Source organism: Nocardioides campestrisoli, from assembly GCF_013624435.2.
In the GTDB taxonomy this organism is placed as follows: Bacteria; Actinomycetota; Actinomycetes; order Propionibacteriales; family Nocardioidaceae; genus Nocardioides; species Nocardioides campestrisoli.
In genome coordinates this window covers 4180458-4206296 of record NZ_CP061768.1, presented here as the reverse complement: position 1 = coordinate 4206296, position 25839 = coordinate 4180458, and the positions used below count along the sequence as shown (strand labels likewise).

25 protein-coding genes are annotated in these 25839 nt (G+C 71.7%); 12 read left to right on the top strand and 13 right to left on the bottom strand.

Annotated elements, in window-relative coordinates:
- Positions 1–298 precede the first annotated feature (298 nt).
- The 8 genes from rpmH to H8838_RS19855 all read left to right on the top strand — a co-directional run bounded on the left by rpmH (position 299) and on the right by H8838_RS19855 (position 6164).
- On the top strand, positions 299–436 hold the full coding sequence (rpmH, locus tag H8838_RS19890) for a 50S ribosomal protein L34 (RefSeq protein ID WP_110180841.1): 138 nt from the start codon (positions 299–301) through the stop codon (positions 434–436).
- A 36-nt stretch (positions 437–472) separates the two neighbouring features.
- On the top strand, positions 473–820 hold the full coding sequence (gene rnpA / locus H8838_RS19885; RefSeq protein WP_181310101.1) for a ribonuclease P protein component: 348 nt from the start codon (positions 473–475) through the stop codon (positions 818–820).
- 19 nt (positions 821–839) lie between these two features.
- Complete coding sequence (yidD, locus tag H8838_RS19880; RefSeq protein WP_181310102.1) at positions 840–1097, top strand: membrane protein insertion efficiency factor YidD; 258 nt, start codon at positions 840–842, stop codon at positions 1095–1097.
- Positions 1098–2060: a membrane protein insertase YidC gene (gene yidC / locus H8838_RS19875; RefSeq protein WP_185995547.1), complete on the top strand. Its 963-nt coding sequence runs from the start codon at positions 1098–1100 to the stop codon at positions 2058–2060.
- Between the two features lie 117 nt (positions 2061–2177).
- Positions 2178–2645, top strand: coding sequence for a Jag family protein (locus H8838_RS19870; RefSeq protein ID WP_181310218.1), 468 nt, complete (start codon positions 2178–2180; stop codon positions 2643–2645).
- Between the two features lie 31 nt (positions 2646–2676).
- Positions 2677–3402 carry a 16S rRNA (guanine(527)-N(7))-methyltransferase RsmG gene (rsmG, locus tag H8838_RS19865; protein ID WP_224766276.1) on the top strand — a complete coding sequence of 242 codons (726 nt, stop codon included), beginning with the start codon at positions 2677–2679 and terminating at the stop codon, positions 3400–3402.
- 651 nt (positions 3403–4053) lie between these two features.
- Positions 4054–5076 carry a ParA family protein gene (locus H8838_RS19860; RefSeq protein WP_317983780.1) on the top strand — a complete coding sequence of 341 codons (1023 nt, stop codon included), beginning with the start codon at positions 4054–4056 and terminating at the stop codon, positions 5074–5076.
- Positions 5073–6164: a ParB/RepB/Spo0J family partition protein gene (locus tag H8838_RS19855; RefSeq protein WP_185995548.1), complete on the top strand. Its 1092-nt coding sequence runs from the start codon at positions 5073–5075 to the stop codon at positions 6162–6164. Before H8838_RS19860 ends, H8838_RS19855 begins: the two co-directional genes overlap by 4 nt.
- A 100-nt stretch (positions 6165–6264) precedes the next feature.
- On the opposite strand, the gene H8838_RS19850 is transcribed toward H8838_RS19855, so the two are convergent.
- Positions 6265–7056 (bottom strand): lysophospholipid acyltransferase family protein, encoded by a 792-nt coding sequence (locus H8838_RS19850; RefSeq protein WP_185995549.1) that lies wholly within the window; start codon positions 7054–7056, stop codon positions 6265–6267.
- Positions 7057–7128: 72 nt separating this feature from the next.
- Positions 7129–8343: a pyridoxal phosphate-dependent aminotransferase gene (locus tag H8838_RS19845; protein WP_181310106.1), complete on the bottom strand. Its 1215-nt coding sequence runs from the start codon at positions 8341–8343 to the stop codon at positions 7129–7131.
- Between the two features lie 68 nt (positions 8344–8411).
- Here H8838_RS19845 and H8838_RS19840 point away from each other — a divergent pair, with 68 nt between their 5' ends.
- A complete protein-coding gene (locus H8838_RS19840; RefSeq protein ID WP_181310107.1) occupies positions 8412–9071 on the top strand; it encodes a GNAT family N-acetyltransferase in 660 nt (219 codons plus the stop codon).
- On the opposite strand, the gene trxA is transcribed toward H8838_RS19840, so the two are convergent.
- The 7 genes from trxA to H8838_RS19805 all read right to left on the bottom strand — a co-directional run bounded on the left by trxA (position 9046) and on the right by H8838_RS19805 (position 17929).
- Positions 9046–9369, bottom strand: a complete 324-nt coding sequence (gene trxA, locus H8838_RS19835) for a thioredoxin (protein WP_181310108.1) — start codon at positions 9367–9369, stop codon at positions 9046–9048. The genes H8838_RS19840 and trxA overlap by 26 nt on opposite strands.
- A gap of 100 nt (positions 9370–9469) precedes the next feature.
- Complete coding sequence (gene trxB / locus H8838_RS19830) at positions 9470–10477, bottom strand: thioredoxin-disulfide reductase (protein WP_181310109.1); 1008 nt, start codon at positions 10475–10477, stop codon at positions 9470–9472.
- A gap of 61 nt (positions 10478–10538) precedes the next feature.
- A complete protein-coding gene (locus H8838_RS19825; protein ID WP_185995550.1) occupies positions 10539–11309 on the bottom strand; it encodes a hypothetical protein in 771 nt (256 codons plus the stop codon).
- Entirely contained in the window at positions 11306–12007 is a 702-nt protein-coding gene (gene sigM, locus H8838_RS19820; RefSeq protein WP_185995551.1) for an RNA polymerase sigma factor SigM, read from the bottom strand. The genes H8838_RS19825 and sigM overlap by 4 nt, the downstream gene beginning before the upstream one ends.
- Positions 12004–13836 (bottom strand): hypothetical protein, encoded by a 1833-nt coding sequence (locus H8838_RS19815; RefSeq protein ID WP_185995552.1) that lies wholly within the window; start codon positions 13834–13836, stop codon positions 12004–12006. The genes sigM and H8838_RS19815 overlap by 4 nt, the downstream gene beginning before the upstream one ends.
- A gap of 56 nt (positions 13837–13892) precedes the next feature.
- Positions 13893–15563: a murein biosynthesis integral membrane protein MurJ gene (gene murJ / locus H8838_RS19810; protein WP_224766275.1), complete on the bottom strand. Its 1671-nt coding sequence runs from the start codon at positions 15561–15563 to the stop codon at positions 13893–13895.
- Complete coding sequence (locus H8838_RS19805; RefSeq protein WP_185995553.1) at positions 15560–17929, bottom strand: DUF6049 family protein; 2370 nt, start codon at positions 17927–17929, stop codon at positions 15560–15562. Before H8838_RS19805 ends, murJ begins: the two co-directional genes overlap by 4 nt.
- Positions 17930–17995: 66 nt before the next feature.
- Here H8838_RS19805 and H8838_RS19800 point away from each other — a divergent pair, with 66 nt between their 5' ends.
- On the top strand, positions 17996–19432 hold the full coding sequence (locus H8838_RS19800; RefSeq protein ID WP_185995627.1) for a CCA tRNA nucleotidyltransferase: 1437 nt from the start codon (positions 17996–17998) through the stop codon (positions 19430–19432).
- 211 nt (positions 19433–19643) lie between these two features.
- Entirely contained in the window at positions 19644–20156 is a 513-nt protein-coding gene (locus H8838_RS19795; RefSeq protein ID WP_185995554.1) for an SRPBCC family protein, read from the top strand.
- 16 nt (positions 20157–20172) lie between these two features.
- Here H8838_RS19795 and H8838_RS19790 read toward each other — a convergent pair whose 3' ends face one another.
- The 4 genes from H8838_RS19790 to H8838_RS19775 form a co-directional block, all read right to left on the bottom strand.
- Entirely contained in the window at positions 20173–20568 is a 396-nt protein-coding gene (locus H8838_RS19790; RefSeq protein WP_185995555.1) for a GntR family transcriptional regulator, read from the bottom strand.
- Positions 20561–21490, bottom strand: coding sequence for a hypothetical protein (locus tag H8838_RS19785; RefSeq protein ID WP_185995556.1), 930 nt, complete (start codon positions 21488–21490; stop codon positions 20561–20563). Before H8838_RS19785 ends, H8838_RS19790 begins: the two co-directional genes overlap by 8 nt.
- A gap of 192 nt (positions 21491–21682) precedes the next feature.
- The gene (locus H8838_RS19780) at positions 21683–22768 is read right to left on the bottom strand and encodes an inositol-3-phosphate synthase (RefSeq protein WP_185995557.1); all 1086 of its coding nucleotides are present in this window, start codon (positions 22766–22768) and stop codon (positions 21683–21685) included.
- Between the two features lie 74 nt (positions 22769–22842).
- Positions 22843–23433: a PadR family transcriptional regulator gene (locus H8838_RS19775; protein ID WP_181310116.1), complete on the bottom strand. Its 591-nt coding sequence runs from the start codon at positions 23431–23433 to the stop codon at positions 22843–22845.
- 139 nt (positions 23434–23572) lie between these two features.
- Between H8838_RS19775 and H8838_RS19770 the strand changes: the two genes are divergently transcribed.
- The gene (locus H8838_RS19770) at positions 23573–25834 is read left to right on the top strand and encodes a transglycosylase domain-containing protein (protein WP_181310117.1); all 2262 of its coding nucleotides are present in this window, start codon (positions 23573–23575) and stop codon (positions 25832–25834) included.
- Positions 25835–25839: the final 5 nt, after the last annotated feature.

The following is a 25839-nucleotide window of genomic DNA, read 5'->3' as shown; positions in this document are numbered from 1 at the left end:
AAGAACTGGAGGGGGGTTCATCCACAGGGCGGGGCGGTGTCGGGGCCGGACGGGACCGGCGCTCGGTCGGTGCGGCCAGGAGGGAGACCTGCGTGGGTTTGACCCTGCTTCTCCGCTCCGCGTACCGTTGCAAGGTCACCCGACGTCCGCTCGTGGTCGACCGGTGCCGCATGTCCACGGATATTCACTCCCAGTCCAAAGGGCGTGTGCCGTGGGGAGGCGGTGCCAGCCGAAGTTTGGCGTGCACCTGATTCCCGCCGGAGTGGACACCCGCAGAGATACCCATCGGAGAGAGCTCGTGAGCAAGCGTACCTATCAGCCGAACAACCGTCGTCGCCACAAGGTGCACGGTTTCCGCCTGCGCATGCGCACCCGCGCCGGCCGCGCGATCCTGTCGGCGCGCCGCCGCAAGGGCCGCAACAGCCTGGCGGTCTGAGCCGGGCTCCGGCGGACCTGAGGGCGTCGAGCAGCCGTGCTGCCGCGACCGGCACGCCTCACCGAGGCTGACGGATTCCGCGCGGCGGTGCGCTCCGGGCGCCGGGCAGGTTCGGCCACCCTGGTCGTGCACTGGCACGACCAAGGACCGGAACCGGCCCAGGTCGGGTTCGTCGTGAGCAAGGCAGTGGGCAACGCCGTGGTCCGGAACCGCGTGAAGCGACGTCTTCGTCATCTGACCCGGGAGCACCTCAGGGAGCTCCCGGGTCGTGGCGTGCTCGTGGTCCGTGCCCTGCCGGACGCGGCCACGGCCCGCCCGGCGCGGCTGGACGCCGACCTGGCGCACGGCTTGCGCCGGGTGCTGACTCCGCGGTCCGCGTCATGACGGTGCGGGTGGCACGGTCGTGAACCCGGTCAAGCTCCTGCTGATCGGGCTCCTGCGGCTCTACCGCACCTTCATCAGCCCGCTCTACGGGCAGGTGTGCCGCTACCACCCCACGTGTTCGGCGTACGCGCTCGACGCAGTGACCGAGTACGGCGCCCTCAAGGGCAGCTGGCTCGCCGTACGCCGTCTCTCCCGTTGTCACCCGTGGTCGCCGGGTGGCTACGACCCCGTTCCTCCCCGCGCGAATGCGGGTCCGACCTCTACACGAGGAGCTTGAGTGCTCGACTTCTTCGGTGCCATCGGCGGAGCCATCATGACCCCGCTCTACTACATCATCTCGGTGGTGCTGGTGGGCTTCCACAAGGTGCTGGGCACGTTCCTGGACCCGGAGGGTGGGTCCGCGTGGGCACTCTCCATCGTCGGACTGACGCTGGTGATCCGGGCGGCGCTGATCCCGCTGTTCGTGAAGCAGATCAAGTCGAGCCGGAACATGCAGCTCATCCAGCCCAAGGTCAAGGAGCTGCAGAAGAAGTACGGCCACGACCGCGAGCGTCTCGCGCAGGAGACGATGGCGCTCTACAAGGACTCGGGGACGAACCCGTTCGCCTCGTGCCTGCCGATCCTGCTGCAGATGCCGATCTTCTTCGCCCTCTTCCGCCTGATCGACCAGGCCGCCGACGGCAAGGCGCACGGCGTGCTGACCACCCAGCTCGCCGAGGACTTCGGTCAGGCGAAGATCTGGGGCGTCGTCCCGATCTCGGAGACGCTGACCGGCTCGTGGGGTGACCAGTGGTCCGTGGTGACCCTGGCCGCCTTCCTGGTGCTGGCGATGACGGCCACCACCTTCCTCACGCAGCGTCAGCTGATGAGCAAGAACATGCCGGCGGACGCACTCACCGGCCCCTACGCCCAGCAGCAGAAGATGCTGCTCATCGTGCTCCCGGTCGTCTTCGCCGTCGGTGGTATCGCGTTCCCGATCGGTGTGCTCCTCTACTGGACCACCTCGAACCTGTGGACGATGGGCCAGCAGTTCTACGTGATCCGCAACAACCCGGCGCCGGGCACACCTGCCGCAGTCGCCAAGGCGGAGCGGGACAAGGCCAAGGCGGCCAAGAAGGGCCACGTGGTCGACGGCGAGGTGCCCGGTGCGGTGGACGTGCAGGAGGCCCCCGAGGCCCCGCGTGCCGCGCCCCGTCAGCAGCCCAAGCGCCAGACCCGGTCCCAGCGCAAGAAGCGCTGATCCCACCCACAGCTGTCGGCGGGACGCCCGCCATCCACCACACGACGCAGGGAGAATCGCGTGACTGAGACCGAGAAGGAAGCGCAAGGCGGAGCCGGGGACGCTCCGGAGCCGCGCCTGAGCAAGGTCGACCGGTTGGAGCAGGAGGGCGACATCGCGGCCGACTACCTCGAGGAGCTCCTCGACATCGCCGACCTCGACGGGGACCTGGACATGGACGTGGAGGGTGACCGCGCGTCCGTCTCCATCGTCGGTGCCGACCTGTCGATGCTGGTCGGGCGGGACGGCGAGGTGCTGGAGGCCCTGCAGGAGCTGACCCGGCTGGCCGTCTACCGCGAGACCGGCGAGCGGTCGCGGCTGATGCTGGACATCTCCGGTTACCGCGAGGAGAAGCGGCGCGAGCTGGTGGCTCTGGCGGAGCGTCTGATCGCCCAGGTCAAGGAGACCGGTGAGCAGGTGGACCTGGAACCGATGAGCTCGTTCGAGCGCAAGGTCGTGCACGACGCGGTCAAGGCCGGCGGCCTGACCTCGGAGTCGGAGGGCGCTGAGCCCCGGCGGTACGTGGTGATCCTGCCCGGTGCCTGACGACGTTTCACGTGGAACCACGGGGCGACCCGTGGACCTGACCCCCCTCCCCGACCTGCCGGATCGGGTGAGGGGGGTCGTCCCGTCTGAGCGGCTGGGCCTGGTGACCGAGTACGCCCAGATGCTGGCCACGGACGGGGTCGTCCGTGGGCTTCTCGGTCCGCGGGAGGTGCCTCGCCTGTGGGACCGCCACATCCTCAACTGCGCCTGGCTCACCGAGCTCATCTCCGAGGGCCGCACGGTCTGCGACATCGGGTCCGGGGCGGGACTGCCGGGCATGGTCGTGGCGCTGCTCCGACCGGACCTCCAGGTCACGCTGGTGGAGCCCCTGCTGCGGCGCACCGTCTTCTTGGACGAGGTCGTGGAGTCGTTGGCGCTCGACAACGTCGAGGTGGTCCGCGGCCGCGCTGAGTCGCTGCACGGCAGCAGGCTCTTCGGTGTCGTGACCTCGCGGGCGGTGGCACCGCTGCCTCGCCTGCTGGACTGGTCGATGCCTCTGGTGGACGCCGGCGGCGAGCTGATCGCGCTCAAGGGCTCGTCGGTCGCCGACGAGATCTCCGCGAGTACCGCCGAGCTGCGCCGCCACCGCTGTGGTGAGCCGGAGGTCGTGCGTCTCGGTGGGGACGAGGACACGGTCCCCACGTATGCACTCCGGGTTTCCCGCGTGGATCCGGGGGCGCTACCGTTGCGCCCTGGCGGTAAGTCCCGTGGCGGGCGATCCGGTCGGCGCCCAGCTCGCAACCCGCGCTGGTCCTGACGAGACGGCACGGCGACTCCGCCGTGCGGGATGCTCTTCCGGGCCCGTGCCGTCGGCGGCGAAACGTGGCCCCGAGGATCACGTCGCACCAGCTGTCGCCCTTGGCGGCACCTATCGCAACCACAAGTGAGAGGGTCCCCCGTGACTGACGCAGAGCACCGGCAAGGGAATGACGGTGAAGAGTTTTCCACCGGCCCGGAGACCGCCTCTGAGCGTGAATCGGGTGGGTTATCCACTGGTTATCCACAGGCGCGGGAAAGCGACGCACAGGGGGACCAACCTCCCTCATCAGCCGGGGGTCATGAGGTTCCACGTGAAACACGTGCCTCGTCCACCCACTTGGTCGACGTGCTGGGATCCGTGCCTGCGGGCGCCATTCCGGCTGTCCCCTCTCCTCAGTTCTCTCACCAATCACCCGCGTCTGAGTTCGCCGGCAATGCTGTGACCCCCGCGCCCCCTGGTGCCGAGCCGACGGCTACGGGCCGAGTCGCGGCGGCTGCCGAGGACTCCGGTCCGGCCGCCGCCTCGCCAGTGCGGACTGAGTACGAGGCTGCGGCCGCGGCTAATCCGCCAGCGGAGACGCCTGTTTCACGCGAAACCGAGTCGGCTGTCCACGCCGGGGCCGGAGGGTCCGCAGCCGGGTCCTCCGCCATGCAGGCATCCGGCACCTCGGGCCAGGTTTCACGTGAAACCCCCGCCCCCGCCGCGGCTCAGGTTTCACGTGGAACGACGTACCGCACCGCTGGGCAGATCGCCGAGGGCGCCCCGGCCGACTTCGACAACACGACCCCACTGGCCAGGGCGGCCGAGCACGTGGTGCGGGCTCGCCACGGCGCGCTCGGCCGGTCCGCGCCGGCCCGCCCAGACGCCACCCGGGTGATGGTCGTCGCCAACCAGAAGGGTGGGGTGGGCAAGACCACCAGCACCGTCAACCTGGCCGCGGCCTTGGCCCAGCTGGGCAGCCGCGTCCTCGTGATCGACCTCGACCCCCAGGGGAACGCGTCCACGGCCCTGAACGTGGAGCACCGCCGTGGTGTGCCGTCCACCTACGACCTTCTGGTCGACAACGTGCCGATGGCCGACGTGGTCACCACCTGCCCGGACCTGGAGAACCTCTGGGTGGTCCCGGCCACCATCGACCTGGCGGGCGCCGAGATCGAGCTGGTCAGCGTAGTCGCCCGGGAGAACCGGCTCCGGCGGGCCATTCACGCCCATCCGTGGGTGGGCACCGCCGCGGAGGCCGGCGAGGAGCGCTTCGACTACGTGTTCGTGGACTGCCCGCCCTCGCTCGGGCTGCTCACGCTGAACGCCCTGGTGGCCGGGGACGAGATGATGATCCCGATCCAGGCGGAGTACTACGCCCTGGAGGGGCTGGGACAGCTCCTGGAGACCGTGGAGATGGTGCGCAAGCACCTGAACCCCGAGCTGGCGGTCTCCACCATCCTCCTCACCATGTACGACGGCCGCACGCGGTTGGCGGCCGGCGTGGCCGAGGAGGTACGCGAGCACTTCGGCTCCACCGTCCTCAAGACCATGGTGCCGCGCTCCGTACGGGTCTCGGAGGCACCGTCGTACGGGCAGACCGTGATGACCTACGATCCTGGTTCGCCGGGAGCCTTGTGCTACCTGGAAGCCGCCCGTGAGATCGCCAGCAAGGGAGCACCCCAGCGATGAGCAACCCGACCAAGCCGGTACGACGTGGACTGGGACGCGGTCTGGGCGCGTTGATCCCGACCGGGCCGCCGGTGGAGTCAGAGGCCGACGCCGGGACGGCCCGGGGCATGGCGCCCGGATCGGGTGAGGTCGCAGGCCCGGCGGGCGAGCTGGGACGTCACCTGGCCTCCGCGAGCGACGAGCCTCAGCGCTCGGAGGCCGTCCAGGGCGCAGGACGCGAGTCCGCCGGCGCTCCGGACTCCGCGGACCCGACCGCTACCCCCGCCGAGATGGTGGCGGGAGCCTACTTCCGCGAGATCCCGATCGAGCAGGTCAGGCCGAACCAGTGGCAGCCCCGCCAGGTGTTCGAGGAGGACGCGCTCGCCGAGCTCGTGCACTCCATCCGCGAGGTGGGTCTGCTCCAGCCCGTCGTGGTGCGGCCCGCTGACGAGGGTGGCTACGAGCTGATCATGGGCGAGCGCCGCTGGCGCGCCTCCCAGGAGGCCGGTCTGGAGAGGATCCCGGCCATCGTCCGGGAGACCGAGGACGGCGACATGCTCCGGGACGCCCTCCTGGAGAACCTGCACCGCTCGCAGCTCAACCCGCTGGAGGAGGCTGCCGCCTACGGACAGCTCCTGGAGGACTTCGGCTGCACGCACGAGGAGCTCGCACAGCGCATCGGACGCTCGCGTCCGCAGATCAGCAACACCCTGCGCCTGCTCAAGCTCAGTCCGGCGGTCCAGCGGCGCGTGGCAGCTGGTGTGCTCAGCGCCGGGCACGCCCGTGCCCTGCTGGCCGTCGAGGACGGCGACCTCCAGGACCGCCTGGCGGCACGGGTGGTGGCCGAAGGGATCAGCGTGCGCGCGCTCGAGGAGATCGTCGCTGTGGGCGACCACGGGCGTCCGGGTCGTGCTGCTCGGCGCAGCAAGCCGGTCGCTCCCGGCCTCACCGACCTTGCTGACCGCCTCGCTGACCGCTTCGAGACTCGGGTGAAGGTCGATCTGGGCAAGTCGAAGGGGAAGATCACCGTGGAGTTCGCCTCCATGGACGATCTGCGCCGGATCGTGGCCGTGATGGACCCCCGGAACACTGACGACCGGCCGATCTGAGTCGCTTTCTCGACTGAGCCACAAGTCGAGAAAGCGATAAGGGCATATGTCGACAAGTCGACATATGCCCTTCGTTGTTCCACGTGGAACAGCACCAGCCTCAGGAGTCAGTCGAGCCCTGACGCTTCTCGGCCGCCTTGGCGGCCTTCCGCCGCGCGCGGGCCCGGCGCTCCTCGGCGTCGATCGCCGCCGCCTCCTCCAAGGTGGGAGCGGAACCGCCGTGGCTGGCCGGCACCCACCAGGCGCCCGCCGGGCGCTCGGCGGCCGGGTGACGCTGGATCGTCTCGTCCAGCATCTTGCTCATCCGGGCGTGCAGCTCGGCGGTCTCGGTGACCGGGTCGGCACCTGAGACCGGCATCGGCTCGCCGACCGTGATCGTGATGCTGCGGCCCCGGGAGAAGTCCTTGGGGTGGCCCTTGGTGAAGATCCGCTGGGTGCCGAACAGGGTGACGGGGATGATCGGGACGCCGGCGGCCGACGCGATCCGCACCGCCCCGGTCTTGAACTCCTTGAGCTCCATGGCGCGGGAGATCGTCGCCTCCGGGAAGATGCCGACCAGCTCGCCCTCCCGCAGGTAGTCCACCGCCTGGTGGTAGGAGGCGATGCCGTCGCCGCGGTCGACGGGGATGTGGTGCATCGAGCGCATCACCGGGCCTCCGACGGGGTTGTCGAAGACCTCCTTCTTCGCCATGAAGCGCACCACCCGACGCCCGGCGAGGTGCGCGGGGAACCCGCCGTAGATGAAGTCCAGGTAGCCCACGTGGTTGAACGCCATCAGCGCGCCTCCCTGGCGCGGGATGTGCTCGACGCCCTGGATGTCGAACTTCTGTCCGAGCACCCGGAACACCGTCTTGGCGGTGAGGATGATCGGGGGGTAGGTGATGTCCCGCATGACAAGGCTCCTGGCTGTGAAGGTCGGACGGGAGGGTGCCGCGTCCGACGTCGAAGCCTAGAGCAGGGCTGCTCAGCGGCGGGTGGCCAGGAAGTCCGAGATCCGGCCGATGGCCTCCTCCAGCACCTCCGTGTCCGGGAGCGTGACCAGACGGAAGTGGTCCGGCGCGGGCCAGTTGAAGCCGGTCCCGTGGGTGACCAGGATCTTCTTGGCCCGGAGCAGGTCGATGACGAACTGCTGGTCGTCCTCGATCTGGTAGACCTCGGGATCCAGCCGGGGGAAGCAGTAGAGCGCCCCACGCGGCTTCACGTTGCTCACTCCCGGGATCTCGTTGAGCAGGCGGTGGGCCAGCATCGACTGCTCGTAGAACCGTCCGCCCGGACCGATGAGCTCCTCGATGGACTGGTAGCCGCCCAGCGCGGTCTGGATCGCGTGCTGAGCGGGCACGTTGGCGCACATGCGCATGTTGGCGATCAGCGTGAGGCCCTCGAGGAAGTCGGTGGCGACCTCCTTGGGCCCGGAGATCATCACCCACCCGGCCCGGTAGCCGCAGACGCGGTACGCCTTGGAGAGACCGCTGAAGGTCAGGGTCAGGACGTCGTTGCCGGCGTACGTCGCCACGTGGTGGTGCTGGGCGTCCTCGAAGAGGATCTTCTCGTAGATCTCGTCGGCGAAGATCACCAGCTCGTGCCGACGGGCGATGTCGACCAGGCCCTTGACCGTCGCCTCGCTGTAGACCGCACCCGTGGGGTTGTTCGGGTTGATGATCACCAGACCGTGCGTGTTCTCGGTGATCTTGGCCTCGATGTCGGCCAGGTCGGGGTTCCAGTCGTCGTCCTCGTCGCACCGGTAGTGCACCGGCGTGCCGCCCGACAGCGTGATCGCCCCGGTCCACAGCGGGTAGTCCGGCGCAGGCACCAGGATCTCGTTCCCGTCGTCGACGAACGCCTGGAGCACCATGGAGATCAGCTCGGAGACCCCGTTGCCAATGTAGACGTCGTCCACCCGCACGTCGCGCAGCCCGTGGGACTGGTAGTAGTTCATCACCGCGGTGCGCGCGGAGTAGATGCCCTGGGAGTCGCTGTAGCCCTGCGCCTCCGGCAGGTGGTGCACCATGTCCGCCACGATCGCCTCCGGCGCCTCGAAGCCGAACGGTGCGGTGTTGCCGATGTTCAGCTTGAGGATGCGATGCCCCTCCGCCTCGAGGCGCTGCGCCTCCACGAGGATCGGGCCGCGCACGTCGTACCGGACGTCCTTGAGCTTCTGGCTCTGCTTGATCTGGCGCACGAGACCCATCCTCTCAGGCCGCGCCACGTCCTAGCATGGGGATATCGAGCAGCCCAGGAGGTACGCCGATGTCCCGCAAGGTCGTGCGGTTGACCCTGGACCACCTTCCCCGCCTCGACGAGCACGTGCGCACCTGCCTGCGCTGGCAGCTGGACCCGGTGGCCAGGGGCCGTGTGGCACCGCCGGAACGGGCCGACGAGCTGAGTGCCTGGGTCTCGGAGGTGCTCCGGGAGTGGGGATCGTGCGGCCGGGTGGCGCTCAACGACGACGAGGTGGTCGGAGCAGTGCTCTACGCCCCTCCGGCGTTCCTGCCTGGGGGCCAGGACCTGCCGACCTGGCCGCCGACGCCGGACGCGGTGATGCTCGCCCAGCTCTACGTCACGCCCGAGGCGCGGGGCGGCGGCTGGGGACGGATGCTGGTGCAGGGACTCGCCCGGGACCTGGTGCAGCGGGAACAGGTGGCCCTCGAGGCCTTCGGTGACACCCGCGGGCTGGCCGACGACGGCACCGCGCGCGCCTGCGTGCTGCCGGCGGAGTTCCTCGGCGCGGTGGGCTTCAAGACACAACGGGCGCACAGCACCACCCCGCGGATGCGGATGGAGCTCCGGACCACACGCGCCTGGATGAGCGACGTGGAGCAGGCCCTGGAGCGCCTGGTGGGTGCTGTGCGCCCGGCGCTGAAGCCTCAGCAGGGCAGGAGCGTCAGATCAGGCCCTCGAGCTCCTTGAGGATCGCGGCCTTGGGACGGGCGCCCACGATGCTCTTCACGACCTCGCCGCCCTGGTAGACGTTGATCGTGGGGATGCCGGTGACGCGGTACGAGGCCGGGGTGACCGGGTTCTCGTCGACGTTCATCTTCAGGAAGGTCATCTTGTCGCCGTGGGCACCGGCGATCTCGTCCAGGATGGGTCCGACCTGGCGGCACGGACCGCACCACTCGGCCCAGAAGTCGACCAGGACCGGCTTGTCGGCCTTCAGCACCTGGGTCTCGAACTCGGCATCGGTCACGGCGGGCATGTTGGACATCTGATCCTCCTGAGGCTCAGCGGTACGGCGGTCTGTGACGTGCAGTGATCTGTGCCCTGTCAACACCGGGCGGGTGGGGCTTGTTCCCCGGCGGGAGGCCTCAGGCCTTCGCCGCCTCGACCTCCTCGACGGCCGCGGCGGCGGAGCCCGCGGTGTCGGCGGAGAGCTGGTCGAGCATGGCGACGTAGCGCTCGGCGTCCAGCGCGGCGGAGCAGCCGGTGCCGGCGGCGGTGATGGCCTGCCGGTAGTGGTGGTCGACCAGGTCGCCGGCCGCGAAGACGCCCGGCAGGTTCGTGGCCGTCGAGGGGTGCTTGACCAGCACGTAGCCGTCGTCGTCCAGGTCGACCTGACCGGTCAGCAGCTCGGAGCGCGGGTCGTGGCCGATCGCGATGAAGAGCCCGGTGACCGCCAGCGGCCGGAGCTCGCCGGTGACGGTGTCACGCAGGGTGAGCGACTCGACCCGGTCCTCGCCGTTGATCTCGGCGACCTCGGAGTTCCACACGATCTCCAGCTTGGGGTCGGCGAAGGCGCGCTCCTGCATGATCTTGGAGGCGCGCAGCTCGTCGCGGCGGTGGATCAGGTACACCTTCTGGCCGAACCGGGTGAGGAAGGTGGCCTCCTCGATCGCCGAGTCGCCCCCGCCCACGACGGCGATCGCCTGGTCGCGGAAGAAGAAGCCGTCGCAGGTGGCGCACCAGGAGACGCCGCGGCCCGAGAGCTCCTCCTCGCGGGGCAGGCCGAGCTTGCGGTAGCCGGAGCCGGTGGCCAGGATCACCGAGCGGGCGGTGTACGTCGCCTCGGCGGTCTTGACGACCTTCACGTCGCCGGTCAGGTCGACCTCGACCACGTCGTCGGCGATCAGCTCGGCGCCGAAGCGCTCCGCCTGGGCGCGCATCTCGTCCATCAGCGCCGGGCCCATGATCCCGTCGCGGAAGCCGGGGAAGTTCTCCACCTCGGTGGTGTTCATCAGGGCGCCGCCCGCGGTGACCGATCCCTCGAAGACCAGCGGCTCGAGCGCTGCGCGGGCCGCGTAGACCGCTGCGGTGTAGCCCGAGGGTCCGGAGCCGATGATGATGACGTTGCGGGTGGTGGTGGCGGTGTCGCTCATGGTCGGTGGAACTCCCTGCGTGGTCGGATCGGCAATGGGTGTGCGGATGCTAGAACCGATCCTAGGGGGGTGTTGTTCCCTGGTCCGGAGCCTCGGCGGGGAGGGTCGCCCGCCGGATCGGCGCCTCGTCGCCGCACACCACCACGAGCGCCTCCTGCCCCGCGGAGGTCGCGGGCCTCAGCACCAGCGCGGCGGGTCGCCCGTCGTACCGGATCTCGACCAGGCGGTCCCGCGGCCGGGTGGGCGAGGGCAGGCAGCCGGCGACGGCCAGCCGGCCGAGGACACCTGGGCTCGGCGCGGCGCTGCGCGCCCGGACCAGGTCCCGGACCAGGGAGGCGGGGTTCACCTCGGGGACCGGGAGCCCGAGGGTGTCCTGGCCCGGCGCCGGGGGTGCGTCGCCCCTCCGGGTCCCGTCGCTCGCAGCCCCCGGGGCGTCGTCGGCGGACGGCGCCTGGTTCGGGGCGGGAGACGGGGCGGGAGACGGGGAGATGCGCTCCTGCTCCCCGGCCGCCGACGTGTCGGCGCTCGAGGACGCCCCGTCGGGTCCGCCGGAGCCCAGGGGGCCCAGGGTGGTGCCCCACACCCCGCCGACGACCAGCACCGCGGCGGCCGCCGCGGCCGGCCAGACGAACCGGCGCGGCCGACGGGGCTCGGCCGCCTGCGAGCGCTGCGAGAGCTGGGAGGGCTGGGAGGGCTGGGAAGCGCGCGCGGCCCGGGAGCGCTCGAGCTCGGCCAGCGTCTCGTCCAGCCGGTCCGCCACCGGAGGGGGGATCGGCTCGGAGCCTCGCGCGGCGGCGAGCAGACGCCGTACGTCGTGCTCGGGGTCGCTCACCTGGTCACCTCGTCGTCGGCGCCGGGAGTCGGCGCGCTGGGCTCTGTGTCTGTGGACAGGACGGTGTCTGTGGATAGGACGGCGTCCGTGGGTAGGACGGACCGGGGCCCCGGCGGGTTCCCCAGCAGGTCGGCCAGGACCACCGCCAGCCGCCGCCGGCCGCGCGAGCAGCGCGACTTGACCGTCCCCTCGGCGCAGCCGAGCATGGTCGCGACCTCGGCCACCGGGAACCCCTCGAGGTCGACCAGCACGAGCGCGGCCCGCTGGTCCACCGGCAGGGTCGCCAGCGCGGCGTGGACCTGACGGCGCTGTTCCTCGTCGAGCACGGCGTCGGCGGGATCGACCGGCGCCGAGCCTCCGGGCGCGACGCCCAGCGGCACGACCCGGTCGGCGAGGTCGTCGGGGAGCGGGTCGGCGGCCCGCACCTTGGCCGCGCGCAGCCGGTCCAGGCACGCGTTGACGACCACCCGGTGCAGCCACGTGGTTACCGCCGACTCGCCGCGGAACGAGTCCGCCCGGCGGAAGGCGGAGACCAGGGCGTCCTGGAGGGCGTCGGCCGCGTCCTCGGGGTTGCCGGTGGTGCGCAGCGCGACCGCCCACAGCCGGTCGCGGTGCCGGGCGAAGAGCTGGCCGAACGCGTCGGGCTCGCCGGCGACGTGCGCAGCCAGCAGCTCCGCGTCGCTCGGCGACGGGCTCACCCGCTGACCACGACCTCGCGGATCTCCCCGCGGAAGTCGGAGTCGACCGGCGGCAGCGCGGTCAGCCAGACGGTGACGTACCGGGCCTGCTGCGCCTCGTCCAGCTCGACCGAGATGGTCTCCTCGTCAGTGCCCGAGCCGACCGGCTCCAGCCCGGAGACGTCGGTCGGGGCCTCCTCACCGAGGTAGACCTCGGCGCTCGTCGAGCCGCCGGAGACCGAGATCTCCACCAGCCGCACGTCCTTGACCGTGCCCAGGTCGAGGGTGAGGCCGACGCCGGACTTCAGCCCGCCCGGCCCGAACTGCTGGAGGTAGCTGCTGGTGATCCAGGAGGTGTTGGGGTCGCCGTCGACCGCGTACGGGACCAGCTCGGGGTTCTCGTCGCGCGGCGGGCTGCCCTCCGGGTCGAAGTCGGTGGCCGTGACCCCGTCGTGCGGGGTGACCTGGGCCGAGGGCGGTGCGCCGCTCGGCTCGTCCGGCTCCTCGTCGTCGCTGCCGGCGCCCCCGCCGCCCAGCTGGTAGGCGGCCACCACGGTGAGCAGGATCAGGGCGGAGAGGCCGATCACCCAGGCGAGCCGGAGCCAGCGGCGGCCGGGCTGCCGGGCCGGGGGGACGACCGGAAGGTGACCCGAGCTGCCGCCGCCGTGCGTGGCGCCGGGACCGGGGCCGGCGGAGGTGTCCCAGGGCCAGTACTCCGCGCCCTGGTCGGGTGCGGGCCGCGGCGCCCGGGGACGTCGTACGGGGGTGCCGTCCTCCGGGTCGGGCGCGAAGAGCGGGCGCGCCGCAGGCTCCTCCAGCGCGGGCGGGGGCGTGGGCGGGTTGCCGCGGGCGCGCAGCCACTCGACCTGCTCGTCGTCGTGGAAGACCGGCATCCCCGCCTCGGTGGGCAGGTCCGTGGTGCTGGACCGTGCCGGAGCGACGGGTGCGTGCCCGTTCGTGGAGACCTTGGCCGAGGCAGGCTCTGCCTTCTGCTGCCCCTCGACCTGCGGGGCCCCCTCGACCGGGAGCGTGGTGCTGCCGGTGGCGACGTCGCCCAGGAACTCCTCCAGCGCGTCGCGGACCCCGGCCGCGGTGTGCAGGTCGTGGGTGGGCCGGTGGCCCAGGTGGGACAGGGTGCGTCCGCCTCCGTTGCGCCCCTGCGGCCGGTGGCCGAGCACCTCGTCGCAGATCTGGTCCAGGGCGCGGGGGATGCCGGCCCGCACCTGCCGGGGCCGCAGCGGGTGCCCGTGCTCCCGCGGCGCAGGGGGCACCGAGGAGCCGTCCGGGCCGGGCCAGCGGCCGGTGAGCGCGGCATACAGGACCGCGACCAGGTCGCGCACGTCCTGCTCGCGCCGGTCTGCGGGCAGGCCGTGCAGGGCGGCGTCCACGGCGAAGCCGATGATGCGCACCTGACCGTTCTCGTCGACCAGCACGCTCTCGGGGTAGAGCCGCCCGTGCGCGCGGCCGGCGGAGTGGGCCACGGCCAGGGTGTCGGCGACCTCGGCGACCAGCCACGCGGCCTGCCGGGCCGGGAGCGGCCCCTCGTCGGCCAGCATGCTGTCCAGCGAGACCCCCTGGCCCCACTCGTTGACGACGTAGCAGAGACCGTCGTGCCGGTCGGCGTCCAGCACCCGGAGGTTGCGCCGGTCGACCAGCGCGGCGGAGCGCCGCGCTGCGGTCATCAGCGCCTCCGCGCGGTCGTCGTCGTCCGGGATCAGGTGGATCGCCACCTGGCGTCGGAGCACGGCGTCCTGGGCGCACCAGAACCACCCGCCCTCGCTCTCCCGGAGCAGGTCGACCATCTGGTAACGCTCGGCAAGGACGTCGCCGGCATGGAGCGAGGCGGCCACGGTCCTCCAGGAATGTCAGGTCAGCCAGGTGGTCTCAGGGTCATGGTACGGCGCGTTCAGCGCGCGCGCAGGCGTCGGCGGACCGTGTCCATCACCGGATCCACCAGCTCGGTCACCTCGCCCAGCCGGAGCACCCTGGCCAGGACCAGGAAGACCGCCACGTCGACCACGCCGACCACGCCGGCGCGGCCCACGGAGACCACCGGGTGCGGCTGCTCGCCGAGGCCGCCGAGGGCGAGCGCGGCGAGCCAGGCGGCCGCAGTGGAGAGCGCCACCACCAGGAGCAGCCGGGCGCCGAACCGCACCAGGCGGGCCACCTCCAGGCCGCCCACGCGCCGGCGCAGCACCGAGAAGCTCACGCTGGCGCCCACGACGTACGCCAAGCCATAGGCGGTGACCAGGGCGGGGACGGTGTCGCGCGGGGAGGCCTGCCCCACCAGCAGCACCGCGGCGGTGATGTTGACCGCCGCGAGGACGCACTGGATGAGGAAGACGGTGCGGGTCTGCTCCAGCGCGTAGAAGCCGCGGAGCGTGAAGTAGTGCACGGTGAAGAAGACCAGGCCGATGCCGAACAGGGAGATCGGCAGCACGTAGTTGTCGACGTCCGGGGCGCCCGCCCCCCAGCCGTACGCCGCGTTCGCCAGGTCGGGGGCCAGCACCGGCAGCAGCGCCGCGAACGGGACCACGATCGCCAGCGAGCTGCGCATCGTCGCGCTCAGCGTGCGGGCCAGGTGAGCGAGGTCGTGCTCCGCGGCGTACGCCGAGAGTCGCGGCAGGATCGCGGTGGCCAGGGAGACGGTGATGATCGCGTGCGGGACCATCGTGATCAGCATGCTGTTGGCGTAGACCGTCGGGCCGGTGCCGTCGCCGCCCCCGACCGTGCCGCTGGTGGCCAGGCGGGTGACCTGCCAGAAGGTGATCTGGTTGACCACGACGAACAGGATCGTCCAGATCGCCAGCTTCATCGTGTGGCCCAGTCCGGTGCCGCGGAAGTCGAACCGCGGGCGGTAGCTGAACCCGGCGGCCTTGAGGTACGGCAGCAGCACCAGCAGCTGGACCACGATGCCGGCGGTCGAGCCGAGGCCGAGCAGCAGCTCCTGACCGGTCGAGTAGGGCCCCACCTTCTCCGCGCCCTCGGCCGGGCCGTAGACGAACCAGTAGGTGACCAGCATCCCGATGGAGATGACGTTGTTGGCGATCGGCGCCCACATCATCGGGCCGAACGTGCCACGGGCGTTGAGCACCTGCCCGACCAGCACGAACATCCCGTAGAAGAAGACCTGCGGCAGGCAGAACCGGGCGAACGCGATGGCGGAGTCCCGCTGGGCCGCCATCGCCGGGTCGTCGAGGCGGGCGTCGAAGTAGAGGTCGACGATCCACGGCGCCGCCGCCACGAGCAGCACGCTCACCGCGCCCAGGAAGATCGCCGCCAGGGTGATGATCCGGCTGGTGTACGCCGCTCCCGCGTCCTCGTCGTGCTTCAGCGCGCGGACCAGCTGGGGCACCAGCACCGCGTTGAAGACACCGCCCGCGAGCAGGATGTAGAGGGCGTTGGGGATGGTGTTGGCGACGTTGAACAGGTCGGCGTGCAGCAGGCTGCCCAGGGTGGCGACCAGCAGGGCCGAGCGCAGGTAGCCCGAGATCCGGGAGAAGAGGGTGCCCGCGGCCATCACCGCGCTGTTGCGGGCGATGCTGCGGCGTTCGACGTCGGGGGGCGACTCGCTCACCCGCGGGCCTCCTGGGTCTCGGGCTCGGGGGCCGGGTCCTGGGTCTCGGGCTCATCGGGCTCGCCGCGCTCACCGGGCTCGCCGGGCTCCTCGAGCTCCTCGGCCTGCTCGCGCCGGGTGGCGCGGTTGCCGCGGGCCAGCCGGACGCCGATGGCTCCGAAGAGCAGCGCCGCGCCGGCGCCCATGATCACCCAGAGGATGCCGCTGACCTGCGAGGTGCGGACCGGGTAGCTGGCCACCGACCCGAGCGGGACACCCTCCTGGTCGGTGACCCGCAGGGTCAGTTCCTGCTTGCCCTCCCGGGTGGCGGTGGCCTGGAGTCGCATCCGGCGCCGGGACTGCGGCGCCAGGGTGAGCGGCTCCTGCTCCTCGATCAGCAGGCCGCCGGGGCTGCTGGCGGCGATCCGCACCGTGACCGAGACGTCGAGGTCGTTGACGATGGTGACGCCCAGGGTGCCGCGGTCGCTGGACAGGGTCGCCCGCAGCGGGGTCTCGATCCGGATCGACTCCAGCCGGTCGTCGAGCCAGTCGGTGGCGCGCACGGTGCGCTGGCGCCAGGTGCCGGCATCGCGCCGGGCGAAGTAGGAGAGGCTGGGCAGCGCGGCCTCGAGCACCGAGGAGACCAGGGGCGAGGGGCGGCTGAGCACGCCCTCGAGCAGCCGGGCGCGCTCGAGCTGCTCCTCGACCACCGAGATGCTGGCGCCCGGCAGCAGCGCCTCGCGCTGGGCGTCGGTCCACACCAACGCGTCGTCGGGCAGGGACTGCCCCGGCGCGGGGCTGCTCAGCGGCGCGGTGAGCGCCTCGGCGCCGATCACGTCGCTCAAGGGGCGGAGCTTGAGCAGGCCCCGGACGAAGGTGGAGTAGAGCTGCTCGGAGCCGGTGGCGGGGTCCCAGCTCGGGGGCGGGGCGATCACCAGGGGCGAGCGGTCGTCGACGAGCATCTGCAGGGCCGCCTCGCTCACCACCCGCTGGCGCACCGCGATGGCGCCGGACGCGCGTTCCGGTCCCGGCCCCCCGGCGGCGATCCCGGAGGAGCTGGTGGCGAAGGTGCGGTCGAGGATGCGTCCCGTGCTGGGCGTCTGGCCCAGCGGGTCCTGGAGCGCCCGGTCGCTGAGCAGGATCCCGGTCTCCGGGGTGGTGGCGGCGATCGCCTCCGGCGACAGCCAGCCGTCCGGCGGGGCGAGCACCGGGGTGGCGCTGATCCCCAGCTCGGCGAGCACCTGGTCGGAGTGCGTGCGGGCGAGCGCGAGGAGCTCGGGCGCGCGCTCCTGGAGCGCCGAGGCGTCGACGTCGCCGTACGGCAGGGCGAGCACGGGGTGCTGGCTCATCTCCGCCTTGAACAGCTCGAGCCACCCCTGGGCCGCGGCGGCTGCCGCCACCTGCTGCGGGCTCGGTTCCTTGGCCGGCTCGCCGTCCTCGGGCTCGGGGACGGACTGGGTGGGGTCGGTGGGCGGCGGGGCGGGGGTCTCCCCGTCGGTCCCGGCGGCACCGCCGGAGTCGTCGGTCTCGCCCTCGGAGCCGTCGCCGGAGTCGTCTCCGCCCTCCTCGGCCGTCGCGTCGGGGAGCGGGGCGGTGCTGGCCGGCGGGTTGCCCGCGGCCAGCTTCATCACCGCGTGCGGCACGGCCGGGTCGAGCAGCCACGTCACCGGCCGGTCGCCGGCCGCCTGGCCGGCCTCCAGCAGGTTGCGCAGCCGGCCGCCGGGACCGAGCAGCTTGGCCCACGCGGCCGGTCGGGCGATCCGGCCCGCGGGGGTGTGCTGGATCGGGGCCCGCAGCGGCAGGATCACCGCGGCGTCCAGCCGGGGGCGGCGGTCGGTGACGACCGGCAGGAACGTGCGGGCCCGGCCGTCGGCGGACCCGTCGCGGACCTGGGTCTCGGTCTGGCCGATGGCGTGCACGCCCGCCCAGTAGACGCCGTCCCCGCCGGCCAGCGAGCCCGGCGGCACCAGCACGGTGAACTCCGCGGACTCCCCGGGCGCGAGCTGGGGGATCGTCTGGAAGGTGCCGGGGTCGACGATGCGCGGGCCGAGGACCTCCTCCTCGGGCATGGTCGCGGCCAGCGCCAGCGTGGGGGAGTCGAGGATCGGGGTGAGGGAGTGGAAGGCGTGCACGTTGATCGTCGTCCACACCTCACGGCTGCTGTTGGTGACCGTCCCGGAGATCTGCACGAGGTCGTCGGCCGCCGGCACCGAGGGGGTGAGCTCGGTGATCTCCATCTGCAGCGGGTCGGCCCCGTCGTCGGGGGCCGCGGAGGCCGAGGGCGCCGCCCAGGAGCCGAGCGGGACGCTCGCGACCAGCATCAGCAGGGCCGCCGCGAGGCTCGCCCGGGCCCGGAGGGCGGACGGGAGCGGTCGACGGCGAAGCACCCCATGACTCTAGTGCGCCTAGACTCGTTCCTCGTGTCCGACGCCCCTCCCCTTCCCCCGTTGAGCATGGCCCAGGTGCAGCAGGCGGTCGCCGCCGAGCTGGACCGGATCGGTGCCGTCATCAATGAGCTGGGCGCTCGCTTCGCCGGCGCCGGGCACGAGCTCTACCTGGTCGGCGGGCCGGTCCGCGACGCCATGCTCGGCCGCCTCCAGAACGACCTGGACTTCACCACGGACGCCCGACCGGAGCAGACCGAGCGGCTGCTCAAGGGCTGGGCGGACGCCGTGTGGGACATGGGCCGCGCGTTCGGCACGATCGGCTGCCGCAAGGGCGAGTGGCAGGTGGAGATCACCACCTTCCGCTCCGAGACCTACGACCCGAGCTCCCGCAAGCCCGACGTGGACTTCGGCGACTCCCTCGCCGGTGACCTGGGACGACGCGACTTCACGGTCAACGCGATGGCGGTGAGCATCCCCGACCGCCGCTTCGAGGACCCGTACGGCGGGGTGGTCGACCTCGCGCACCGGGTGCTGCGTACGCCGGGGCGCCCGGAGGACTCCTTCTCCGACGACCCGCTGCGGATGATGCGTGCGGCCCGGTTCTCCGCCCAGCTCGGTTTCACGGTCGCCCCCGAGGTGGTCGAGGCGATGCGGGCGATGGCGGGGCGGATCGAGATCATCTCCGCCGAGCGGGTCCGCGACGAGCTGGTCAAGCTGGTCTGCGCGCCGTTCCCGCGCCGTGGGCTGACCCTGCTGGTCGAGACCGGCCTGGCCGACCACGTGCTGCCCGAGCTGCCGGCGCTGGCGCTGGAGAGTGACGAGCACCACCGGCACAAGGACGTCTACGAGCACACCCTCACGGTGCTGGAGCAGGCGATCGAGATGGAGGAGCGGCTCACGCCCGACGGCGAGCCGCCGCGCCCGGACTTCGTCTCCCGGTTCGCCGCGCTCATGCACGACGTGGGCAAGCCCCGGACCCGCAAGTTCGTCGGCGACGGCACGGTCACCTTCCACCACCACGACGTGGTCGGCGCCAAGATCACCCGGAAGCGGATGAAGGCGCTGCGGTTCTCCAACGACGAGATCGAGGCAGTCAGCAAGCTGGTCGAGCTGCACCTGCGCTTCCACGGCTACGGCTCCGGGGAGTGGACCGACTCCGCCGTACGCCGCTACGTCCGCGACGCAGGCGACCAGCTGGAGCGGCTGCACATCCTCACCCGCGCCGACTGCACCACCCGCAACGCCCGCAAGGCGGCGCGGCTGCGGCGTACCTACGACGACCTGGAGGCGCGGATCGAGCGGCTCTCCGAGGAGGAGGAGCTCGCCTCCATCCGTCCCGACCTCGACGGGACGCAGATCATGGAGATCCTCGGCATCGGCCCCGGTCGCGAGGTCGGCGAGGCCTACAAGTTCCTGCTCGAGCTCCGGATGGACGAGGGCCCCCAGGACGAGGAGGCGGCGCGGGCCGCGCTGCTGGCCTGGTGGGGGCAGCGCCAGGCCTGACCCTGCTGGTGGGCTGCTTGGTCCTCACGAATCCCCGCACAGCCGGGGATTCCCGGACTTAGTGACGCATACGACCCGTGCCAACCACGTGGAACCAGTACGAAGTTCACGCCGAGCCTCCCTCGGCCCCTGCCGCCGTACGCCGCGTACGCCGCCGCGGCCGCTCCGGACACGCCTCGCGCGCTGCCCACCCGTCCTCTAGATTGCCCGGATGACGACGTCCAGCGCAGACCAGGTCGAGCCCCTCCTCGAGCAGACGATCGACGTGCGGGCCACGCCCGACCGGGTCTGGGCGCTGGTCTCCGACCTGCCCCGGATGTCGCGGTGGAGCCCGCAGGTGGTCCGGAGCATCCTGCGCGGCGGACGCCCAGTGCGGCTGGGCAGCCGGATGGTCAACGTCAACCGGCGCGGCCTGCTGGTCTGGCCGACCCAGGCGAAGGTCGTGCGGTTCGAGCCGACCCGGGAGATCGCGTTCAAGATCAAGGAGAACGGCACCACGTGGTCCTTCACCCTCGAGCCGGCGGCCGGGGTCGACGGCACGGAGGCCGACGGCACCCGAATCGTCCAGCGGCGCGAGGCGCAGCAGGGCACCAGCGACCTCTCCCGGAAGCTGGTCGACCGGTTCATGGGCGGCCAGGTCACCTTCCAGGACGAGCTGCGCGCGGGCATGCGGCAGACGCTGGCGCGGATCAAGGCCGAGGCCGAGGCGGTGCCCGGGCGCTGACCGGGGCCTGCGGGCGTCAGTCCCGGTCTGGTCTCGCGAAGGTCTCGCCCTCCACCGCCGTCCGCACGGCGTCCAGCGCGGTCCGGGGACCGACCCCGATCGCCTGGGCGCGGGCCAGGAAGTCTCGGGTCAGCTGGCGGAGCACCGCATCCGGGCCGGGCGTCACGGCGTCGGCGACCCGGGTGCCGGCTCCCCGACGGGAGACGACCAGCCCTTGGGTCTCCAGCTCTGCGTAGGCCCGGCCCACCGTGCCGACCGCCAACCCGAGGTCGCCTGCGAGCTGGCGCAGCGGGGGCAACCGGTCACCCGCCCGCAGGATCCCCGCCCGGATCAGGTCCTCCAGCTGCCGGCGCACCTGCTCGTACGGCGGTGTCGGGTCCCGCGGGTCGACCTGGAGAGCCGCGTCAGGCACGCGCGGTCTCCTGCTCCCGGACGACCGGCCGAGGAGCGGGCGGTGTGAGCAGCGCGACCAGCGAGGCGACGAGCGCGACGAGGGCGAGCGCCCCCACGGCCAGCGCCAGGCAGCCGACGGCTCCCCACCCCGGCCGGGGGCAGGCGTGCTGGAGCAGCGTGGTGCCGGCCACCAGGGCGAGGCCGATCATCGGCGCGGAGACGACCACCCCGAGAGCTCCCACGATCGCCTGCATCGACGTACGTCGGTGGTGGTCGGCCTCGGCCGGTGTCCCGCCGAGGGGGCGGCGGGTGACCTGCCATGCCGCCGCGGCTGCCACGGCGAGCGCCACCGCGACGCCCAGGGCGTAGGGCACCACGTAGAAGGACCCGGGGTAGGGGCTCCGTGTGGACGACACGGCGGCCGTGCAGGCGGCCCACAGCGCCCGGCCGTCCCGGCCCATGTCGTCTGCCGAGGCGGTGAGCCAGGTGAAGCTGCACAGGGCCGCCGCGCAGACGCCGAGCCCGGCCACGAGCCGGGTCAGCCCCGGGGGCAGGAAGTCACGGACCCGGCGCGGTCGCAGGTCGGCGGTGCGTGGACCGGCGTCGAAGCGCGGCCGGACGACCAGCTCGCCGAGCACGGCCGCGAGGAGGGTGGCCAGCCCGAAGAGGATCGGCGCGTGGATGGCGTCGACCCATAGACCCGGGGAGGGCACGATCCCGCCGTCGGACAGCTGGCTGACGGCCAGAGCGGCGCCGAGGAGGATGCCCGTCCCGCGCACCAGCGCCACCAGCCGCGCCTCGCGCCCCAGTCGGCGGGCGCCGCGTCGGCGTACCAGCAGGCCCAGCAGGAGCAGCGGGACCAGGAGCAGGCCGAGGCCGAGGACCAGCTCGAGCGGCCCAGGCAGCAGCGGGGCGAGCTCGTCGTTTTGTGCCAAGGACATGGCACAAAAGATGGCAGTGGTGGCAACTTGTGTCAAGGACTCGACACAAGTGTCTCCCGCCTCGCCGGCCGGCACCACGCGGTCGCGTGCGACCAGGAGCGGCGATGACGTCCCGAAGGTCGGAGCGCGCGCGAACGACGAGGACCCGCCAACCCCCAGGGCTGACGGGTCCTCGTCGTACGTCGGGCTAGGTCACTCGCCGCGGATGAACGCCTCGAGCTGGGTGCGACCCTCCTCGTCGGGGATCTGCACCGGCGGGGACTTCATCAGGTAGGCCGAGGCCGGGATGATCGGGCCGCCGATGCCGCGGTCCTTGGCGATCTTCGCCGCACGGACGGCGTCGATGATGATGCCGGCCGAGTTGGGGGAGTCCCAGACCTCGAGCTTGTACTCCAGGTTGAGCGGCACGTCGCCGAACGCGCGACCCTCGAGCCGCACGTAGGCCCACTTGCGGTCGTCGAGCCAGGCCACGTAGTCCGACGGGCCGATGTGCACGTTGCGGTCGTCCGCGGTCGCGCCGGCGAGCGGGCCCTCCAGGTTGGAGGTGACGGCCTGGGTCTTGGAGATCTTCTTGGACTCCAGGCGCTCACGCTCGAGCATGTTCTTGAAGTCCATGTTGCCGCCGACGTTGAGCTGGTAGGTGCGGTCCAGCGTGACGCCGCGGTCCTCGAACAGCTTGGCCATCACCCGGTGGGTGATGGTGGCGCCGACCTGGGACTTGATGTCGTCGCCGACGATCGGGACGCCGGCGTCCTCGAACTTCTTGGCCCACTCGGGGTCCGAGGCGATGAAGACGGGCAGCGCGTTGACGAAGGCCACGCCGGCGTCGATCGCGCACTGGGCGTAGAACTTGTCGGCCTGCTCCGAGCCCACGGGCAGGTAGGAGACCAGGACGTCGACCTGGGCGTCCTTGAGCACCTTGACCACGTCGACCGGCTCGGCGGCGGACTCCTCGATGGTCATCCGGTAGTACTTGCCCAGACCGTCCATCGTCGGGCCGCGCTGCACCTCGACACCGAGGGTGGGGACGTCGGAGATCTTGATGGTGTTGTTCTCCGAGGCGCCGATGGCCTCGGACAGGTCCTTGCCGACCTTCTTGTCGTCGACGTCGAACGCCGCGACGAACTCGACGTCCTTGACGTGGTAGTCACCGAAGACGACGTGCATCAGACCCGGGACGGTGCCCTCGGGGTCGGCGTCCTTGTAGTACTCCACGCCCTGCACGAGCGACGTGGCGCAGTTGCCCACGCCCACGATTGCCACGCGTACCGAACCCATGGGCTTTCCTCTTTCCTGGTGCGACCGCTTGGTGCGATCTGGTGATGACGCTTCTGTGTGACCGGGCGGCCGTGTCAGTGCTGGTCCCCGGTGGCTGGCTCGGAGAGCGGGGCGGTGCTGTTGCCGTGCCCGTCCCGCTCGGCCTCGATCAGGCTGGAGAGCCACCTGACCTCCCGCTCGACCGACTCGACCCCGTGGCGCTGGAGCTCCGCGGCGTACCGGTCGACTTCCTTCTGGGTGCGCGCCAGGTCGGTCTGCACCCTCTCCAACCGCTCCTGGAGGCGGGTACGACGTCCTTCGAGGACGCGCAGCCGGATCTCCATGTCGGTGGAGGAGAAGAATGCGAACCGGATGTCGAAGGTGTCGTCCTCCCAAGCCGCGGGGCCGACCTCCGACATCAGGCGCTCGAACTCCTGGTGGCCGGCCTCGGTGACCCGGTAGACGATGCGCGGCCGACGGGTGACCGGTGCGGGCACCGTGTCGACCTCCTCGATCAGCGAGGCGCGGAGCATCTTCTTCAGGGCCGGGTAGAGGGAACCGTAGGAGAGCACTCGGCCCCAGCCGAGCATCAGGTTCAGCCGCTTGCGGAGCTCGTAGCCGTGCATGGGTCCCTCGTGCAGCAGTCCGAGGACTGCCAGCTCGATGGTCTCTCCACGACGTGCCACGCGACCTATCGTAGCGATATATCCGTCCTGCGTGAACCCGGGCCGGCGACACGGCTGGTCCGCAGCCCGCGGGTGACCTGGGTCTCGGGAGGTCGCCGGGAAATCCGACCGTCCGGCGCTCCCGCACTACCCTGGCCGCGTGACTCAGTCCCGCAGGAAGCCCGGCCCGGCCGTCACCAAGCGCCCGGTCAAGACGAAGTCGACCCCGAAGCAGAAGCTCAAGAAGGTCGCCCTCTGGCTCGGACTCGCAGGCCTGGTCGGCTGCCTCGTCGCCGTCGGAAGCTTCGTGGTCGCCTACCAGACCATCGAGATCCCGGACGCCAACGAGGAGTTCAAGACCCAGACCTCGTTCGTCTACTACGCCGACGGCGAGCGCGAGGTCGGCCAGTACGCCCGGCAGAACCGGGTCTCGATCCCGCTCAAGGACGTGCCCAAGCGCGTCCAGGACGCGGTGGTCGCGGCCGAGAACAAGTCGTTCTGGAAGGACCGGGGGATCGACCCCAAGGGCATCGTGCGGGCCGCGTTCTCCAACGCGCGCGCCGGGGAGACCACCCAGGGCGCCTCCACGATCACCCAGCAGTACGTGAAGATCCTGTACCTGACCTCCGAGCGCAAGCTCAGCCGCAAGGTCAAGGAGGCGATCCTCTCGCTGAAGATCCAGCGCGAGATGAGCAAGCAGGAGATCCTCGAGGGCTACCTCAACACCATCTACTTCGGCCGCGGCGCCTACGGCATCCAGGCCGCCTCCGAGGCGTACTTCAACAAGGGCGCCAAGCGGCTCAAGCTGCGTGAGGCCGCCTTCCTGGCCAGCGTGCTTAACAGCCCGTCGGCCTACGACCCCGCCAACGGCGAGGAGGCGGAGGCGGCGGTCACCCGCCGCTACGAGTACACGCTGGGCCGGATGGCCGACGACGGCTACATCACCCAGGAGAAGGCGGAGACCGCAGCCAAGCGGCTGCCGAAGTTCCCCAAGCAGGAGGCGCAGAGCGCGTACGGCGGGCAGAAGGGGCACATGCTCAAGCTCGTGCGCGACGAGCTGCTCCGGCTCGGCTACACCGAGACCCAGATCGACGGCGGCGGCCTGCGGGTCACCACCACCTTCGACCCGGAGATGATGGCGAGCCTCCAGGAGGCGGTCAACGAGCAGCGCCCCGAGGGCTTCGGCGACCAGCAGCTGCACATCGGCGCCGCCACGGTCGAGCCCGGCACCGGGGCGCTCAAGGCGTTCTACGGCGGCCAGGACTACCTCGACTCCCAGATCAACTGGGCCGCGACCGGGGGCATGGCCGGCTCGACGATGAAGGCCTTCACCATCGCCACCGCGATCAAGGAGGGCTTCTCCCTCGAGGACCGCTTCCAGGGCTACTCGCCGTACACCTTCCCCGACGGGACCACCAAGGTCTACAACGCCGGTGAGGGCGCCACCGACCTCGGCTCCTCGGTCTCGATGGTGACCGCCGCGGAGAACTCGACCAACACCGCGTTCGTCGACATGAGCGCGGCGATGGACGACGGGCCGCGCAAGATCCACGACCTCGCCGTGGCCGCGGGTCTCCCGCCCCAGGAGCCGAAGGAGAAGTTCCCCGGCATCCCGGCGCGCTCGGTCGACCTGCTCCCCGGAGACGCGCTGATCACCCTGGGCAAGGCCCGGGTCAGCCCGATCAACATGGCCAACGCCTACGCCACCTTCGCCAACGGCGGCGAGCGGGCCGACGTGCACGTGGTGCAGAAGGTCGTCGAGGCCAACGGCGAGACGACCTACACGCGCGACGACTCCACCCGCCGGGTGGTCGACGAGGACGTCAACGCCGACACGGTCTACGCGCTCGAGGAGGTCGTGCAGGACGGTTCGGGGCGGGCCGCCCAGATCGGCCGGCCGGTCGCCGGCAAGACCGGCACCGCGACCAACGACAAGGACCAGGTCTCGTCGTCCTGGTTCGTCGGCTTCACCCCGCAGCTGTCCACCGCGGTGATGTACGTCCGGGGCGACGGCGACGACCAGCTCGACGACTGGTTGCCCTCCTTCTTCGGCGGGACCTATCCCGCGCAGACCTGGCACGCCATCATGGAGCGCGTGACCGAAGGCATGGAGATCGAGGAGTTCCCGGACCCGGTCTTCCTCGACGGCGACGCGCCGGCCGACGGCTACGAATACGTGCCCCCGCCGGCGCCCGCGCCGAAGCCCCAGCCGAAGCCGAAGCCGAAGCCGAGCACGAAGCCGGTGCCGACCAAGGAGCCGACGCCGAGCCAGGAGCCGACCCCGACCCCACCGGTCGAGCCGCCCGCGCCGCCGGAGCCGCCGGCGCCGCCCGCACCGCCGCCCCCGCCGGTCCCGCCGGTGCCCCCGGTGCCGACGCCGACCGTTCCCGTCCCTCCGCCTCCCCCGCCCCCGGCCGGCTGAGCGGG

Coding starts and splice junctions, on each gene's coding strand:
- H8838_RS19860 (WP_317983780.1), top strand. CDS start 4,054: ATGCAGGCATCCGGCACCTCGGGCCAGGTTTCACGTGAAACCCCCGCC.
- H8838_RS19855 (WP_185995548.1), top strand. CDS start 5,073: ATGAGCAACCCGACCAAGCCGGTACGACGTGGACTGGGACGCGGTCTG.
- H8838_RS19850 (WP_185995549.1), bottom strand. CDS start 7,056: ATGCGGGACATCACCTACCCCCCGATCATCCTCACCGCCAAGACGGTG.
- H8838_RS19840 (WP_181310107.1), top strand. CDS start 8,412: ATGTCCCGCAAGGTCGTGCGGTTGACCCTGGACCACCTTCCCCGCCTC.
- trxA (WP_181310108.1), bottom strand. CDS start 9,369: ATGTCCAACATGCCCGCCGTGACCGATGCCGAGTTCGAGACCCAGGTG.
- trxB (WP_181310109.1), bottom strand. CDS start 10,477: ATGAGCGACACCGCCACCACCACCCGCAACGTCATCATCATCGGCTCC.
- H8838_RS19800 (WP_185995627.1), top strand. CDS start 17,996: ATGGCCCAGGTGCAGCAGGCGGTCGCCGCCGAGCTGGACCGGATCGGT.
- H8838_RS19795 (WP_185995554.1), top strand. CDS start 19,644: ATGACGACGTCCAGCGCAGACCAGGTCGAGCCCCTCCTCGAGCAGACG.
- H8838_RS19785 (WP_185995556.1), bottom strand. CDS start 21,490: ATGTCCTTGGCACAAAACGACGAGCTCGCCCCGCTGCTGCCTGGGCCG.
- H8838_RS19780 (WP_185995557.1), bottom strand. CDS start 22,768: ATGGGTTCGGTACGCGTGGCAATCGTGGGCGTGGGCAACTGCGCCACG.